Origin of the sequence: Amycolatopsis sp. NPDC048633 (genome assembly GCF_040650695.1) — a bacterium.
In the GTDB taxonomy this organism is placed as follows: domain Bacteria; phylum Actinomycetota; class Actinomycetes; order Mycobacteriales; family Pseudonocardiaceae; genus Amycolatopsis.
Window position 1 is genome coordinate 30,031 of the sequence record NZ_JBEZHS010000005.1, and the last position, 16,299, is coordinate 46,329.

9 protein-coding genes are annotated in these 16,299 nt (G+C 71.0%); 6 read left to right on the forward strand and 3 right to left on the reverse strand.

All coding sequences use genetic code 11. The features are described from left to right. Window positions 1–106: 106 nt before the first annotated feature. The 4 genes from AB0C38_RS12715 to AB0C38_RS12730 all read left to right on the forward strand — a co-directional run bounded on the left by AB0C38_RS12715 (window position 107) and on the right by AB0C38_RS12730 (window position 7,912). A complete protein-coding gene (locus tag AB0C38_RS12715; RefSeq protein WP_360671080.1) occupies window positions 107–1,687 on the forward strand; it encodes an AMP-binding protein in 1,581 nt (526 codons plus the stop codon). A gap of 114 nt (window positions 1,688–1,801) precedes the next feature. Continuing rightward, window positions 1,802–4,552 (forward strand): ricin-type beta-trefoil lectin domain protein, encoded by a 2,751-nt coding sequence (locus tag AB0C38_RS12720; protein ID WP_360671083.1) that lies wholly within the window; start codon window positions 1,802–1,804, stop codon window positions 4,550–4,552. Between the two features lie 336 nt (window positions 4,553–4,888). Continuing rightward, window positions 4,889–6,493, forward strand: a complete 1,605-nt coding sequence (locus AB0C38_RS12725; protein WP_360671085.1) for a beta-1,3-glucanase family protein — start codon at window positions 4,889–4,891, stop codon at window positions 6,491–6,493. A gap of 264 nt (window positions 6,494–6,757) precedes the next feature. Continuing rightward, window positions 6,758–7,912, forward strand: a complete 1,155-nt coding sequence (locus AB0C38_RS12730) for an MFS transporter (RefSeq protein ID WP_360671088.1) — start codon at window positions 6,758–6,760, stop codon at window positions 7,910–7,912. A 35-nt stretch (window positions 7,913–7,947) separates the two neighbouring features. On the opposite strand, the gene AB0C38_RS12735 is transcribed toward AB0C38_RS12730, so the two are convergent. Then, entirely contained in the window at window positions 7,948–10,779 is a 2,832-nt protein-coding gene (locus AB0C38_RS12735) for an AAA family ATPase (protein ID WP_360671091.1), read from the reverse strand. Between the two features lie 1,052 nt (window positions 10,780–11,831). Between AB0C38_RS12735 and AB0C38_RS12740 the strand changes: the two genes are divergently transcribed. Together AB0C38_RS12740 and AB0C38_RS12745 are read left to right on the forward strand one after the other, a co-directional pair. Further along, the gene (locus AB0C38_RS12740) at window positions 11,832–12,773 is read left to right on the forward strand and encodes an ABC transporter substrate-binding protein (RefSeq protein ID WP_360671926.1); all 942 of its coding nucleotides are present in this window, start codon (window positions 11,832–11,834) and stop codon (window positions 12,771–12,773) included. Window positions 12,774–13,363: 590 nt separating this feature from the next. Further along, on the forward strand, window positions 13,364–14,332 hold the full coding sequence (locus AB0C38_RS12745) for a hypothetical protein (protein ID WP_360671094.1): 969 nt from the start codon (window positions 13,364–13,366) through the stop codon (window positions 14,330–14,332). Between the two features lie 84 nt (window positions 14,333–14,416). Here the strand turns inward: AB0C38_RS12745 and AB0C38_RS12750 are convergent, their stop codons facing one another. Together AB0C38_RS12750 and AB0C38_RS12755 are read right to left on the reverse strand one after the other, a co-directional pair. Continuing rightward, a complete protein-coding gene (locus AB0C38_RS12750) occupies window positions 14,417–15,544 on the reverse strand; it encodes an enolase C-terminal domain-like protein (RefSeq protein ID WP_360671097.1) in 1,128 nt (375 codons plus the stop codon). Next, window positions 15,541–16,287: a creatininase family protein gene (locus AB0C38_RS12755; RefSeq protein ID WP_360671100.1), complete on the reverse strand. Its 747-nt coding sequence runs from the start codon at window positions 16,285–16,287 to the stop codon at window positions 15,541–15,543. Before AB0C38_RS12755 ends, AB0C38_RS12750 begins: the two co-directional genes overlap by 4 nt. Between the last annotated feature and the right edge of the window lie 12 nt (window positions 16,288–16,299).

A 16,299-nucleotide genomic window follows, 5' to 3' on the forward strand; every position in this document is an offset into this window, starting at 1 on the left:
CCAGTGATTGCGGCGGACGAAGTGGCTGTAACTGTTGCGAGATCAACGACGACTCATCACAGCCTGGCTTTCGGCGACCGGTGAACCGACCCGAGAAGAGGCGGCCATGCCCGACCTGGCTCACGCACCAGCGGTGGACCCGGAATCGGTGCGCGAGCTGACGGTCGGCGCCCTCCTGCGCGACGCGGCGGAGCGGGCTCCCGCCGCCCCCGCGCTCGTCGAAGGCGTCCCCGACCCCGGGGCCCGGCGCCGCTGGACGTACTCGGACCTGCTGGCGGAAGCCGAAGAGGTGGCCAGGGCCCTGCTCGGCCGGTTCCGGCCGGGCGACCGGATCGCCGTGTGGGCCCACAACATCCCCGAATGGGTGCTGCTGGAGATGGCGGCGGCGCTCGCCGGGACGACGCTGGTGACGGTGAGTCCCGCCCTGCGCGAAGCCGAGCTCCGGCACGTCCTCGGCCAGTCGCGGGCCGCCGGGATCTTCCTGGTGAGGGACTACCGCGGGAACCTGATGGCGGAGCTGCTCGACCGGGTGCGTCCCGACCTCCCGCACCTGCGCGAAACGGTCCTTTTCGAGGACTGGCAAGCGTTTCGCGGATCCGGCTCCCCCACCGAGGTCCTGCCGGTGGTGAGCCCGGACGACCCGGCGCAGATCCAGTACACCTCCGGCACAACCGGCACACCCAAGGGTGCGGTCCTGCACCACCGCGGCATCACCAACAACGCGGTGCTGTCCTACGTGCGGACCCTGGACATGCGGCCCGGCGAAGCCTTCGTCAACCCGATGCCGCTGTTCCACACCGCGGGCTGCGTCCTGGCCACCCTGGCGCCGATCGCCTCGCTGGGCACCCAGGTCCTGCAGCCGTGGTTCGACCCCGGGCTGCAGCTCGAGCTGATCGAATCCGAACGCGGCGCGGTGTTCGGCGGGGTCCCCACCATGCTGCTGGCCCTGCTGAACCACCCGCGGTTCGCCCGGACCGACTTCTCGTCCGTCCGCTACGCCCTCGCCGGCGGCGCGACGGTCCCGCCGGAGGTGGTCCGGCGCGTCGAGGCCGCGCTGGGGGTGCCGATGAGCATCGTCTACGCGCAGACGGAGGCCTCCCCCGGCATCACGATGACCCGGCTGGACGACGCCCCCGAAGACCGGGCGGAAACGCTCGGGAAGCCGTTGCCCGGCTGCGCGGTCAAGATCACCGCCCCCGCCACCGGCGACGTGCTCGCCCGCGGCGAGGTCGGCGAGGTGTGCACCCGCGGCTACCACGTCATGACCGGCTACTTCGACCGGCACGACCAAACGGCCGAAGCGATCGACCCGGAGGGCTGGCTGCACACCGGCGACCTCGCGAGCATGGACGAGCGCGGCTACCTCCGCATCGAGGGCCGCGTCAAGGAGCTGATCATCCGCGGCGGCGAGAACATCTACCCCCGGGAGATCGAACACGCCCTGCTCGACCATCCGGCGGTGGAAGACGTCGCGGTCGTCGGGGTCCCCGACCCCGAATGGGGCGAGCAGGTGGCGGCGTTCGTCCGGCTCGCACCCGGGGAGACCGCCGGGGAAGCCGAGCTCTTCGCCCACGTGCGCGAGCACCTCGCACCCCACAAGGCACCCCGGGTCTGGCGCTTCGTCACCGAGTTCCCGTTGACCGGCTCCGGGAAGATCAAGAAGCACGTCCTCCGCGACTCGGTCTAGAACCGGGACCGGACCGATCACCGGACATCATCGCGGGATCATCTTGACTTCACGGCGGTTCGGGACTTCGCTGTCATAACGGTGCTCGACAACGTTGTCACCGAAGGAGACCCTATGCTCCGCCGGCTCTGCCTCCTGTTCTCGTCCGCCCTGCTCGCCACCACGGCCCTGGTCGTGACCGCGGCGCCCGCCGGTGCGGCGACCACCATCGCCCTCGACGGCGGCAGCACCGGCCGCACCTTCGACGGCGTCGGCGCCATCAGCGGCGGGGGCGGCAACTCCCGCCTCCTGATCGACTACCCGCCCGCGCAACGGGCGCAGCTCCTCGACTACCTGTTCAAGCCGGGCTACGGCGCCGCCGTGCAGCTGCTGAAACTGGAGATCGGCGGGGACGCGAACTCCACCGACGGCGCCGAACCCAGTCACCAGCACGTGCGTGGCGAGATCAACTGCGACGCCGGCTACGAGTTCTGGCTCGGCGAGCAGGCCGTCGCCCGCAACCCGGGGATCAAGCTGGTCGCGCTGCCCTGGGCCGCGCCGGGCTGGATCGGCGGCGGGAACTTCTGGTCGCAGGACATGATCGACTACGACATTTCCTGGCTGGACTGCGCGAAGCAGCACGGCCTGACGATCGGCTACCTCGGCGGCTGGAACGAACGCGGCCACGACAAGACCTGGTACAAGAACCTGCGTTCGGCGCTGAACTCCCGCGGCTACGGCTCGGTGCAGATCGTCGGCGACGACAGCAGCTGGAACACCGCCGACGACATGCTCTCCGACAGCGGGTTCAACGCGGCGGTCGGTGTGGTCGGCTCGCACTACCCGTGTGGCTACCTCTCGGACGCGACGACGTGCGCGTCGTCCGCGAACGCCGTCGCGACCGGGAAACCCCTGTGGGCCAGCGAGTTCGGCTCGCAGGACTTCAACACCGGCTCGGCCGCCTACATCCGGACCATCACCCGGGGCTACCTCGACGGGCAGATGACCGGGTTCATGAACTGGCCGCTCGTGGCCGCGTTGTACTCGAACCTGCCCTACAGCACGGTGGCGCTGGCGACCGCGAACACCCCGTGGTCCGGCACCTACGCGCTCGGGAAGAACCTGTGGGCCAACGCGCAGGTCGCCCAGTTCACCCAGCCCGGCTGGAAGTTCCTCACCGGCTCGGCCAGCGGCTACCTCGGCGGGAACCGCGCGAACGGCAGCTACATCTCCCTGAAGCCCGCCAACGGCACCGACTACTCGACGATCTACGAGACCACCGGCGCGACGGCCGCCCAGACCGTGAACGTCACCGCGTCGGGCGGACTGAAAACCGGCACCGTGCACATCTGGTCCACCGACCTGGGCTCGTCGAACCCCGCCGACTACTTCGTGAAGCAGGCTGACGTCACTCCGGCGTCGGGGACGTACTCCCTGACCCTGCAGCCCAACCGGATCTACACCGTGACCACGACCACCGGCCAGGGCAAGGGCACCGCGACCAGTCCCCCGGCCGGCAACCTGAGCCTGCCGTACTCGGACAACTTCGACGGCTACAGCTCGCACAGCGCCGCGAAGTACTTCTCCGACATGCAGGGTTCGTACGAAGTCCGGCCGTGCGCCGCGGGCCGCGGCGGGCAGTGCCTGCAGCAGGTCGCCCCGGTCCGGCCGATCAACTGGCAGGACGACAGCGACGCCTTCACCCTGGTCGGCGACCCGCGGTGGAGCAACTACACCGTCAGCACCGACGTCGACCTGCAGCAGGCCGGCACGGTGACCCTGCTCGGCCGGGCCAACACGCAGAACCGGCCGCAGAGCCACCAGGCCGCCTACCAGCTGCGCATCGCCGACACCGGCGCCTGGTCGATCGCGAAGAACAGCAGCGGCGGCGTGCTCACCACGCTCACGTCCGGCTCCCACGCGGCGCTGGGCCTGAACACCTGGCACAACGTCAAGCTGGGCTTCAGCGGCAACCAGATCACCGCGAGCCTCGACGGCGCCACGCTCGGCACCGTCACCGACACCTCGTTCACCACCGGTCTCGCCGGGGTGGGCGTCGTGGGCTACCAGACGAACCTCTTCGACAACTTCAGCGTCACGCCGAACGCGGGCGGGAACTTCGGCGGCATCCTCAAGGGCCAGGAGTCGGGGCTGTGTGCCGACGTCCCGGCCGCGAGCCAGGCCGACGGCACCGCCGTCGCGCTGTGGGACTGCACCGGCGGCGCCAACCAGAGCTGGACGGCGACCCCGGCCGGCCGGCTGATGGTCTACGGCACCAAGTGCCTGGACGCCGGCGGCACCACCGACGGGACGCCGGTCCGGATCTCCGGCTGCACCGGCAGCGCCGCCCAGCAGTGGACCGTCAACGCCGACGGTTCGGTCGTCGGCACCGGGTCGGGCAAGTGCCTCGACGCCACCGGCCACGGCACGGTGAACGGCACCGCGCTGGCGCTCTGGGGCTGCAACGGCGGCGCCAACCAGAAGTGGGCGCGCGCCGAAACCGCCGGCATCCTCAAGGCCCAGGAGTCGGGCAAGTGCGCCGACGTCCCCGCCGCGAACCAGGCCGACGGCACTGTCCCGGCGCTCTGGGACTGCAACAACGGCAGCAACCAGGCCTGGACGTCCACCACGAGCAACCAGCTCGAGGTCTTCGACACCAAGTGCCTCGAAACCGCGGGCGGCGGCGCCGCGGACGGCACCCAGGTCCAGATCCACGGCTGCACCGGCGCCGCCACCCAGCAGTGGCGGGTCCAGAGCGGCGGCGCGGTCGTCAACGCCGGGTCCGGCAAGTGCCTCGACGTGACCGGCCACGGGACCGCCAACGGCACCCCGTTCGTCATCTGGACCTGCACCGGAGCCGCGAACCAGCGGTGGTCGCGCGGCTGAGCACGGCCGAGGTTCGTCGACCGGGATCCGGCAGCCGCCCGTTCCAGCGTCAACCACCTTGCGACGCGCGACACCAGCGGCTGAGCACGGCCGCCGGGGCAACGCGGCTGCACGAGCGACCCTCATATACGTCTAGACCATTGACCCACTGAGCGGTACCGGCTTACCGTCGGCTTTCGCTCCCTCGACGATCTTCGGCCCGCGCAACCGGTTCGGCCCGCTCCAGAGTTCCGAGGTGCCCCGCCTCCCTCGTGACGCCTCGCGCGCCGGCGACGTTGTCGCGTCCAGCCTGCGAAATTCGATCCGGAGCCATCCACCCTGACAAAGGAGTCGCCGGTGCGCACTCGAAGAAAGCTGACCGCGATCATCGCCGCTCTCGCGGCGGTCGCGTCGACGGCCGTGTGGGGCGGCGCCACGCCCGCCGCCGCCTCCGGCCCCGCCCTCCTCCCCCTCTCGATCACCAACAACACCGGCCGCGCCGGCGCCGTCTACCTGTACGTCCTCGGGGTCAACCTGAACACGGGCAGGCTCGGCTACGTCAACGCCGGCGGCACCTTCACCCCGTGGAGCGGCGGCGGCAACCCCCCGACGCCGGCGCCGGACGTCTCCATCGCCGGCCCCGGCAACGGCGGCACCACGACGATCCAGGTGCCCCGCTTCATCTCCGGGCGGGTCTACTTCTCCGTCGGTCAGCGCCTGAACTTCTTCCTCACCCCGGACGGCCTGGTCCAGCCGGCGCCGTGGGCGGGCGGCGACTCGAACCGCGACATCCTCTTCGACTGGAGCGAGTTCACCTACAACGACGCCGGCCTCTGGCTGAACAGCTCGCAGGTCGACATGTTCGCCATCCCGCACACCGTGAGCGTCACGACCGGCTCCGGCGCCGTGAACTCCACCGGCACCCCGGTGGCGAACGGCCGCGACAACGTCATCAACGGCATCAAGGCCCAGTCCGGCTGGGGCGGCTCCGTCTACACCCGCTCGGACGGCACGGTGCTGCGCGTGCTGGCGCCGGGCAAGGCGGCCGACGCGGGCCAGCTCAGCACCACCTACCTCGACCCCTACATCACCTCCGCCTGGAACGCCTACACCGGCAAGACGCTGACCGTCGTGCCCTTCGGCGACCAGCCGAACACGAAGTACTTCGGCCGGACATCGGGCAACGTCATGAACTTCACCAACACCGCCGGGCAGCAGGTGGCCTCGTTCAGCAAGCCCAGCTCGGCCAACGTCTGGGGCTGTGACGGCGCGCTGGCCGCCCCGAACGACCAGGTCGTCGGCCCGATCTCCCGCACGCTGTGCGCCGCCCTCAACCGCGGCACGCTGGGCACGATCGACACCCAGCCGAGCACCAACGCCGGCGACTTCTACAGGAACAGCCCGACCAACCAGTACGCGAAGCTGATCCACGCGAACATGGCCGACGGCAAGGCCTACGCGTTCGCCTTCGACGACGTCGGCAACTTCGAGTCGCTGGTCAACGACGGCAGCCCCCGGTCCGCGGGCATCACGCTGACCAGCTTCACCGGCGGTGGCGGCACGACCCCGCCGCCGACCTCGGGCAACCGGGTCATCAGCGACTGGAACGGCAAGTGCATCGACGTGCCGAGCCAGAACTTCGCCGACGGCGTCCCCCTGCAGACCTACGGCTGCAACAACACCATCGCCCAGGACTGGACCTTCACCGGCGGCACGCTGCGCACGCAGAACAACAAGTGCATGGACGTCGCCTGGGGCTCCACGACGAACGGGGCGGTCATCCAGATCGCCACGTGCAGCGGCAACGCGGCCCAGCAGTTCGTCCTCGGCGCGGCGGGTGACCTGGTCAACCCGCAGGCCAACAAGTGCGTCGACATCCAAGGCTGGAACGGCAACGACGGCGCACCCCTGGTCCTGTGGGACTGCGTCGGCGGCGCGAACCAGAAGTGGCACCGGGGCTGACCCCGGGTTTCACCGAAGCGGGGTCCGCATGCCGGGCCCCGCTTCGGCGCGTGCAAGCGGGCCGCGCCGCCTCCGGACGGCCCGCGAAAGGCCCGTCCGGCCGTGCCGATGCACGCCCATCCGCAGGGCTTCCGGCACGTCACAACCGTTGCGCGGCAGTGGAACTTCGTGCATCCGTCACCTGACGGATGTCTGACATGGCCGTAGCGCGAAGCATTGCTCTACGGGGCCCCACGCTCCGAACCTCGACGCCGAGGAGGAGCGATGACGCGTGCTACCACCACCGTCTCCACCGTTGTGATCTTCGTACTGGCCATCAACCTGCGGCCGGCCGTCACGAGCCTCGGCGCGGCCCTGCCGGACATCTCCGTCGCCGACGACCTGGTCGCCGCGGTCCTCGTCGCGTTGCCGCTGTGGGCGATCGGGCTGGGCGGCTGGGCGACACCTTGGCTGTGCGGCCGCGTGGGGACCCACCGGACCGTCACCGTGGCCCTCGTCGGGCTGGTCCTGTCGCTGGCCGGGCGGGTACTGGGGGGCTCGGCGCACCTTCTGGTCGGGACGACACTGGCCTGCCTGTCCATCGCCGTGCTCGGCACCATGTTGCCCCTGCTGGCCAACGGGTCCGCCGCCTTCACCCTCGGGCTCGGGCTCGGCAGCACGGCCGGTGCGCTGATCACGCCCACCGCGGTGATGTCGTCGTCGTGGCAAGTCGGCCTCGGCGTGTGGGCGATCGCGGCGCTGCTGGCCCAGCTGGTGTGGCAGCGCACCCGGGTCGAGCTCATCGCGCCGCCGGCCGTCTCCGCGTCGGCGCCGGCCTCCGCGCTGACCATCCACTTCGGACTCATCTCGACCGTGACGTTCCTGGTCATGGGCTGGCTGCCCGGCATCCTGCGTGACGCGGGGGTTCCGCCGACGACCGCCGGCGCGTGCCTGGCGTTGTCGATGGCCATGGGGCTGCCCATGATGTGGCTGGTCCCGGGCTGGACACGCCGGTGGCGCAACCAGACCCTGCTCGTCATCACCCTGGCCGTACCCAACGTCATCGGCGTGACCGGCCTGCTCGTCGCCCCCGCGGCCGCGCCCTGGGTGTGGGCCGCGGCGACCGGCACGGGCATGGGCTCGCTCGCGTTCGTCCTGACGACGATCTCGTTGCGCAGCCGGGAGAGCTCGCTTTCGCTGTCGGCCATGGTGCAGGGCGTGGGGTACCTCATCGCCGGCTTCGGCGTGCTGGCCTGCGGCTGGCTGCACACCTACACCGGCAGCTGGCAGACTCCGCTGCTGCTGGTGCTGGCGATCCTGCTCGGCCAGGTCGGCAGCGGGCACCTCGCGGTGACGCGGCGGACCCCGGCTACCCCGGCCACGCCGGTTTCGCTCCCGCTCGCCATCCGCCAGGGGGACACTCCGGAGGTCGGGGTCTGAATTCCACCGCCCGCACACCCGGTCGGCCTCGCGGCTCAGCCCGAGGCCGACTGGTGGCGCGCGGCCTCCCGCGCGATGTCGATGCGCGAGTGCACGTCGAGCTTGCTCAGGATGTGGGAGACGTGCGTGCCGACCGTGCGCGGGGACAGGTACAGCCGGGCGGCGATCTGCGGGTTCGACAGGCCTTCGACGACGAGCGCGGCGATCTTGCCCTCGGTCGGGGTGAGGCTGTCCCAGCCGTGCGTGATCTGGCGGTGCTTCACCGTCGGGCCACGCCGGATGCCGAACGCCCGGAACAGGGCGCGCAGCCGCGCCACGTCCCAGTGCGCGCCCAGCTCCGTGTAGAGGTCGAGGGCGTGGGTGAAGGCGGCCCGCGCCGAACCGCGGTCGTCGGACCGGGCTTCGGCGAACACGATCGCGGCGGCTTCCAGCGCTTTGGCCCGGGCGAGCGGCCGGCCCGCGCCGTGGTAGCCGTCGGCGGCCCGCAGCAACAGCGTCCCGTCCCCTTCGAGCAGGCCGCGGCAGAACAGGGCCAGCGCGGCGTGGTGCGGCACCGTGGACGAGGCGGCGAGCGCCCGCACCCGGGTCTCGACCTCCGCCACGGTCCGCGCGTCGCCGATCATCGCGGCCAGCCGGGCGGCGTCGCCCAGCAGGTCCTCCGCCGCGTCCTCGCCGGCCAGCACGTCGGTCAGCACGGCGAGCGCCCGCTCCGGCGCGCCGGCGTGCTCGAGGGCGAGGCTGCGGGCTCGCACCATCGACTCCACGATCCGGTCGCCGAGGCGTTCCGAGTACGGCGCCGCGACGTCGAGGTGCCGGCGTCCCGCGGCCGCCTCGCCGCGGTGGAAGTGGATGATCGCGGCGACGCCGTGGTCGCAGCACACCACGCTCGGGTCCTTGCGATCGTCCGCGACGACGTCGACTTCGGCCAGCGCGTCGTCCCATCGGCCGGCGCGCAGCATCACCCGCCCGAGTGCGCTCTGGGCCTGGGTCAGCCGCATCACGCTGCCGGTGCGGTCGGCCAGTTCCCGCGCCTGCTCGGCGGCGGCGAGCGCGTCGGTGTGACGGTCGAGCGCGCCGTAGGTGACCGACTGGTTGATGCGCAGCAACAGGGTGAGGTCGAACAGCTCGGGGTCGCCCCGCACGATCGCCAGCGCGCGCTCGAACAGCGGCAGCGCGCCGGCCCAGTCCCCGCGCTTCATCGCGACCAGGCTCAGCACGTGCAGCGCCCAGCCGGTCGCCCAGCGATCTTCGGCCGAGCCGAGCTCCACCAGCGCCTCGCCGGCGACCTGGCCCGCGGTGTCGACATCACCGATGTCGCGGTGCGTACGCGCGATGAGCACCAGCAACCGGGCCCGGTGCCGGGCCTCCAACCCCGGCCGGGTCAAGGCCTCCTTCAGCGCGGTGAGGGACTCGGCGGCGCGGCCGGTCGTCCCGCGGCACTGGACGACCGTCGTGTGCAGGTCGACGTGCACGTCGGGATCACGGACGCGGTCCAGGGCGCGGCAGGCGATCCGCTCGGCCTGGGCCACGTTGCCCACCCGGTAGTAGGCGTCGGCCAGCCGGCCGGCCAGCGCGCCGGTCACCGCGTCGTCGAGCGGTGCGTCCCGCACCGCCCGTCTCAGGAGCGCGACGGCGACCACGGGCGCCTGGCCGGTCAGCGGCGCGGCCACGTCCAGCAGCCACCGCACGGCCCAGGGCGGCACCGGCACGCGACTGTCCGTTGTGGACACCATGGGCAGCAGCTGCCGCGCGACCCGTTCGACCGGCGCGCTCGCCTCGGCCAGCGCCCACGCGGCGGCCTGGTGCCAGGCGACCCGGACCGCCGTCGGCATCTCGTCATACAACGCCTTGCGGATCAGCTGGTGCCGGAACGCCAGGTCGTCACCGTCGGCGACCAGCACCCCGGCGGCGCGGGCCTCGTCGAGGGCGGGCAGCAGGTCCGCGAGCGCCGTCTTCGTCACGGTGACGAGCTCCCCGACCGAGAAGCCGTCCCCGAGCAGCGCCGCCGCCCGCAGCACGCCCCGCACCGGCTCCGGCAGGAAGCCGAGCCGGTCGGCGATCGCCTCGGGCAGGGAGTCCGGCGTGGCCGCGCCGGTCAGCTCCGCGACGCCCGCGGCGTCGACCTCCAGGCAGGAGCTCCTGGTCAGCGCGTCGAGGAGTTCGGTGAGGTACAACGGGTTCCCGGCGGCGCCGTCGGCCAGCTTCCCCAGCTCGGCACCCGGGGTGCCGCCGGCCAGCTCGGCGACCAGCTCGAGCACCGCCGGTTCCGCCAGCCGGCCCAGCCGCAGCCGCTCGGCCTGCCCCACGATCCGGAAGAGCGACCGCAGGTCGTCGCGGCGCGGCACCGGGCGCAGCACCCCGATCAGGAGCAGGGGAAGCTGCCGGACCGAGCGGGCGAGCCGGCTCCACACGGCCACCGTGGTGCGGTCGGCCCACTGCAGCTCGTCGACCACCAGCACCGCCGGTCCGTCCTGGCAGATCTCGTCCACCAGCGCGAGCAGCTGCTCGGCGGCCGCGGCGGCGAGGTCGGCACCCTTGCTCGCGACGGCTCCGCCGTGCAGCAGCTCGGAGATGGCGCCCCGGCGGGGATCCCGCGCGGCGGGCGTGACCCGCAAGGCATCCAGGAGCGGGAGCAGCGGAAGCGCCTGCCCGAGCTCGTCGCCGGCTCCCCAGTACACCTGGCAGCCCGCCCGGGTGGCGGCGGCACAGCCGGCCCGGACCAGCGCGGACTTGCCGATGCCCGGCTCGCCGTCCACCAACACGGCACGACCGCGGCCCGCGGCCACCTCACGGATCCAGGCGACCAGCCGGGACAGCTCGCCATCCCGACCGATCAGCAGCTCGGTACCGTCCGTGAGCGGTCGCACACGGCGATAATAGAAGGAAATCCGAGCGCGAACAAGATGTATACTGATCGCCCGGATCATCGGCTGCTACCCAAAACCTCCTCCGGGAAACATGTATTTCGACAATTGATCCGAACCGTGATCCAAGCGTGATTCCGCCACATTCCCGTTGCCGGATCATCAACCGTCGGCCGGACGCCGGCCGCCCTGCCTCGGCAAAGATCCGCCGCGCCCGCACGGCCGGCCGCGCCCGACCGGCCGCCGCAAGATTAATCCGATTCACCAGGCGGCCGTCGGCGCCCTCGAACCCGTTCACCGCAACCATCCTGGGCCCGACGGCGCGGACAGGCCGGACGGAGTGGACGCGATCGGGCCTCGTCAGAAGAAATGATCCGTTCGAAGATTTCGACACTTCGGCGACCGTCGGTTTGCCGATCACTCCGTGACGACGACACCGCGCCGGCGTGCCCCGCCACGAAAGGCGTTCGGTCCGATAGCGGAACTCGCCAGGTCTGTCGCCGCAGGATTATCACGATCGAATCGTGGTTTTCCGTATTGACCGGTGCCCTCGGACCACGTTTTCCGCACTCCACGAGCGTGGCGACGGCGGCGCGGCGACCGGCGGCGACGGAGAGCGACGAATGCCGGCCCGCCGATCATGTCCATTAGGCCAAGCGAGCACCATCCACACCGAGAGTGAACATCACCGCCCGAATCCACGCCGCCCGAATCCGCGATCTCGGCGCCCATCCGTCCCGGAAATCAGTGGTGTGCCCCCTTTCCGCCGCAAAGATCCGTAGAATCCTCCGACACTCGGCGGTCTCGGCAAGATCATTGATCAAGCATTCACGCCGCCATTGTGATGAAATACCCGGCTCGGCGTACACCACGCATTGTCAAGGGATCTCAGGGTGCCTACAGTGGCCTGCCTGACACCGGGGAATGATTCACTGAACTTCCTCGGATTCGGTACATCAACCGACACCTCCTTCGAGGAGCAGGCCTTGTTTGGAATCGCCAGGAGCAGTAGCCGGGTTCGCGCTGGTCACTGCGCGCTCGCCCTCGCGGCCGTCATGGTCGTCACCGGCTGCGGCGCACTCGGCATGGACAGCTCGAACGCCGCGTCGAACAGCGGCGGACTGGAAAAACCTACGCTGAAGATCTCGATCCTGCCCACCACGGACCTCGCGCCGTTTTGGCTGGCCCAGGACGAAGGCTACTTCAAGAACGAGGGCCTCACCGTCGACTCCGTCGTCGCCGCCAGCGGTCAAGCCTCGTTGACCAAGTCGATCTCGGGCGAAGCCGACATCGCGTTCTCGACCTACCCCCCGTTCTTCACCGCGAAGAGCACCGGCGCCGCCGACATGCAGCTGGTCGCCGACGCGACGTCGGTCAACGCGAAGTCCAACGCGATCGTCACGGTGCCGAATTCACCGGTGAAAACAATCTTCGACCTGAAGGACAAGAAGATCGCCATCACGGCGAAGAACACCGCGTCGGATCTGCTCACCCGCTCGGTGATGCAGGACCACGGCGTCGATTTCAGCAAGGTCAAATGGGTCCTGATCCCACTGCCCAACATCGCGGCGGCGCTGCAGCAGGGGCAGGCCGACGCCGCGTACCTGCCGGAGCCGTACATCACGCAGGCCGCCAAGACGGCCGGCGCGATTCCGGTGATCGACATCAACACCGGCGCGACCCAGGACTTCCCGCTGACGGGCTTCGGCGCGACGAAGAAGTGGGTGCGCGAGAACCCGAAGACCCTGGCCGCGTTCCAGCGCGCGATGCAGAAGGCCACCCACGCGGCCCTGAACGACCGCGCCAAGGTCGAGCCGCTGCTGGTCCGGTTCGCCAAGATCGACGAGGACACGGCCAAGCTGCTCACCTTGCCGGGCTACGGCTCGATCCTGGACTCGCGGCGCCTGCAACGGGTACCGGACCTCCTGCTGCAGCTCGGCGCCATCCCGTCTCCGATCGACGTGAACTCGATGATCGGGCCGCAGGTCGGCAGATGACCCGGCGACCGGATCGGTAGGTGTATTTTCCGGGCCGGCCCACGCCTCCTCCAGGCAACGGAACCACGTGAGGGGGCAAGCTCGGATGAAGTCACTCTGGAGCGCGGCGGCAGTGGTCGTGATTTTCGCGGCGGGTTGCAATGGGACATCCGCTCCCGGCAACCCGCCGGACACGCCGGGCGAATCGGCTTCGGCACCGGCTGACTCTTCCGGGGGCCCCTCCCCCGCGCAGCCACGTCCGGAAGGCACCTCCGCTCCCCGGCCACCGGATCCGAACCCGCCCGGAGCACTGGGCAGTCCGATCGACTACGACAGCACCCAAATCGGTCCGGGCGACCGTCCGGCTGCCGAGGTCCGAAGCGATGTTCTGCGAGACCTGGACGAAAAGACCCAAGGCCTGGGGTGCCCGCGACCGCGATGCGGGGTCACCGTCAAGATCGACGGTAGTGGAAAGGCCTGCGCCAAGTCGATCACCCCTCCCCTGAAAGTCCCGCGCGGTGGGGTCGTCCACATCCACACCGGCGATTGCCCGCCCGGTGAGGAACCGCCTGCACCGGACGAAGACACCTCCACCACGCCGGCTCCCTAGAATGACCGGTCGCCGAACCCTCGTCACCGCCGGGTCCTCGCCACGCCGCGGGGTGGCTCGCCACGGCCTGCGGCGGCCGGAGCCCGGCGACGGCGGTGCCGAAAAGGAGGCCGGCTCCGGGGCGTCGCAGGCGCTCAAGGTGATCGCGTCCGTGGCGGCGAACCTGGCGCTGTCGACAGCGCTGCTGTACTTCTTCGGGCTCATCTACACGCAAAAGTTCTTCGACTATTTCCAGGTGCACTACACCGTGCTCGGCCAGACCACGGAGGAGATTCTCGCTCGCGGCGCCTTCGGGCTACACCTGCCCATCGGTGCCGCGGCGGGGCTGGGACTCGCCTTGTTCGGCCTGGTCCGGCTCGCGCATTTCCTGCTACCGGAACGAATCCGGGCAACCCTGCTTCGCGTCGGCACTCCTATCGCGACGGTCGCGGGTCTCGTGCTCATCGGCACCGCCATTCCCGTGGTGCTCGGTCCGGCACCATTCCGGGACCACTCCGGACGTCCCGGGCTCGCGGTCGCGGTCGGCGTGGTGCTCGCGGTGGCCGGCTGGCGCCGGCTGTTTCCCGGCAAGCACGTCGCGGCGTTCCGGGTCGCGGAATGGATCGTCACGTATGTCCTCGTGGCGTTCGGGCTTTTCTGGGCGGTGTCCGACTACTCGGCCCAGACCGGGGTCCGGGAGGCGTTCACCACCGCGGCCCGGATCCCCGCAATGCCGGCCGTGACGCTCTACAGCGCGCGCAGCCTCAACCTCGAGGCGGGTGGCGTGCGGCAAGTCGTGTGCCGGGAGCCGGACGCCGCGTACAAGTACCGGTATTCAGGGCTGAAACTGCTGCTCCAGTCCGGTGGGCAGTACGTGTTCGTCCCCGCGAACTGGCAGGTGTCGAGTGGCGTGTCGTTCGTCGTTCCCCGCTCGGACTCGCTGCGCCTGGAGTTCGCGCCGGCCCGGACGAGGCCGGGCGAAACCTGCTGACCCCGCGGTGCCGGGCGGCCCGGACCACCCGGCACCCTGCGGATCGGAGAGCCTCGCGCTCATACCCGGCCGGCGGCGGTGGGTTCACCCGGTGAGGTCTCCCTCCTCCTCGTTGCGCTTCGCGTAGTACGCCACCTTCTCCTCGTCCACCGTCACGCCCAGCCCCGGCCCGGCCGGGACCCGCAGCCGGCCGCCCGAAAGTTCCAGCGGCTCGACGATGTCGTCCTCGTGCAGGTAGTACATGCTGTCGATCGCGCGGGAGAGCACCGGTGTGCTCGCCACCACCGCGAGGTGCGCGGCCGTCGCGATGCCCAGTTCGCCGCCGCTGTGGAGGTTCATCCCGAGGCCGAACGTCTCGCAGTGCGCGGCCAGCGCCTTCGTCGCCGCGATCCCGCCCCACTTGTAGACGTCGCCGTGGATGACGTCCACCGCGCCGAGCCGGACCGCCGGGGCGAACTCCTCGAAGCGGACCACACACATGTTGGTGCACAACGGGATCCGCACCCTCGCCCGCACCTGGGCCATGCCCTCGATGCCGACGCACGGGTCCTCGAGGTACTCCAGGTCCAGCTCCTCCAGCGACAACCCCGCGCGGATCGAGTCGGGCACCGACCACGCCGCGTTCGGGTCCACCCGCAGCTCGACGTCCGGCAGCGCCCGCCGCAGCTCGCGCATGATCTCGACGTCGCCGCGGACGTCCTTGGTGCCCTTCAGCTTCACCGCCGTGAAGCCGCCTTCCGCGACCACCTTCGCCGCGTGCTCCCCCAGCCCTTGAGCCAGCTCGCGGCCGGACGCGCCGGGCGCGTCGGCGCGGGTGATCAGCGCCGTGATCGGGACCTCGTCGCGCACCGGGCCGCCGAGCAGGTCGGTCACCGACTGGCCGGTGATCTTGCCGATCAGGTCCCAGCACGCGACGTCGAGCGCGGCCAGCGCCGCGTACCCGAGGTAGCCGTGGAAGAACGGCACCATGTGGTGCCGCCGGTGGAACGCCTCCAGCGCGAACGGGCTCGTGCCCACCAGCTCCGCGCCGAGCTTGCGGGTCAGCTCCGCGACCGGGCGGCCCCACATGGTCTCGCCCCAGCCCTCGGCCCCGGTGTCGGTGCGCAGCCGCACGATGGTGCGGGTCTCGCCCGTCTTCGTCTCGAACGAGCTGGTGAACGGGTTGGTCAACGGCAGGTTCACGACCCGCACGTCGACTTCGGTGATCTTCATGCCTCCCCTTCGGCGTGGGTTGTGCGGGTGGCCGCGTCGAACGCGCGGATCGCGTCCGCCAACGCGGTCACCCGGTCTTCGAGCAGGTCCGCCCCGTCCTGGGCGGTCGCGGTGGTGGCGTCGTCGGTGCTGCCGCCCGCGCGGGCCCATTCGCCGTGGCGTTCCACGGTCAGGCCCGGGTACGGCGGGTACGCGAACAGCGGCGGTGGCGTGACGTCGGGACGAGGTTCGCGCGGCCGCACCAGGTCGCCGTGGGCCGCGAGCATCAGCGACGTCTCGAACTTCCCGGCGTGGCCCGGCGAGGAGCCGTCGCCGAGCGAGAAGTAGGAGCACGCCGCGAGCGCGACGTCGGCCCGCAGCGCGTACTCCTTGACGGCGAGCCGCATGATCTCGTCGTTGCCGCCGTGGCCGTTGACCACGAGGACGCGCCGGAACCCGCTGGTCGCGAGCGAGTCCAGGACGTCGGCGAGCACGGCCTGCAGCGTCGAGGCCCGCAGCGACACCGCGGCGGCGAACAGGTGGTGCGGGCTGTGCCCGAACGGCAGCGCGGGCAGCCGCACGATCGCCGGTGCGCCGTCGAGCCGCCGCAACGCGCGGTCGGCGACGGCCTCGGCGAGCATCGTGTCGGTGCCCATCGGCAGGTGGGCGGCGTGTTGCTCCTGCGAGCCGATCGGCAGCAGCGCGATCGCCGAGCCGGCCGCGTCGCGCACCTCCTGCCAGGTCATCCGCGTCAGTTCGGGCACGTGGCCTCCCCT

Coding starts and splice junctions, on each gene's coding strand:
- AB0C38_RS12715 (WP_360671080.1), top strand. CDS start 107: ATGCCCGACCTGGCTCACGCACCAGCGGTGGACCCGGAATCGGTGCGC.
- AB0C38_RS12720 (WP_360671083.1), top strand. CDS start 1,802: ATGCTCCGCCGGCTCTGCCTCCTGTTCTCGTCCGCCCTGCTCGCCACC.
- AB0C38_RS12730 (WP_360671088.1), top strand. CDS start 6,758: ATGACGCGTGCTACCACCACCGTCTCCACCGTTGTGATCTTCGTACTG.
- AB0C38_RS12740 (WP_360671926.1), top strand. CDS start 11,832: ATGGTCGTCACCGGCTGCGGCGCACTCGGCATGGACAGCTCGAACGCC.
- AB0C38_RS12745 (WP_360671094.1), top strand. CDS start 13,364: ATGACCGGTCGCCGAACCCTCGTCACCGCCGGGTCCTCGCCACGCCGC.
- AB0C38_RS12750 (WP_360671097.1), bottom strand. CDS start 15,544: ATGAAGATCACCGAAGTCGACGTGCGGGTCGTGAACCTGCCGTTGACC.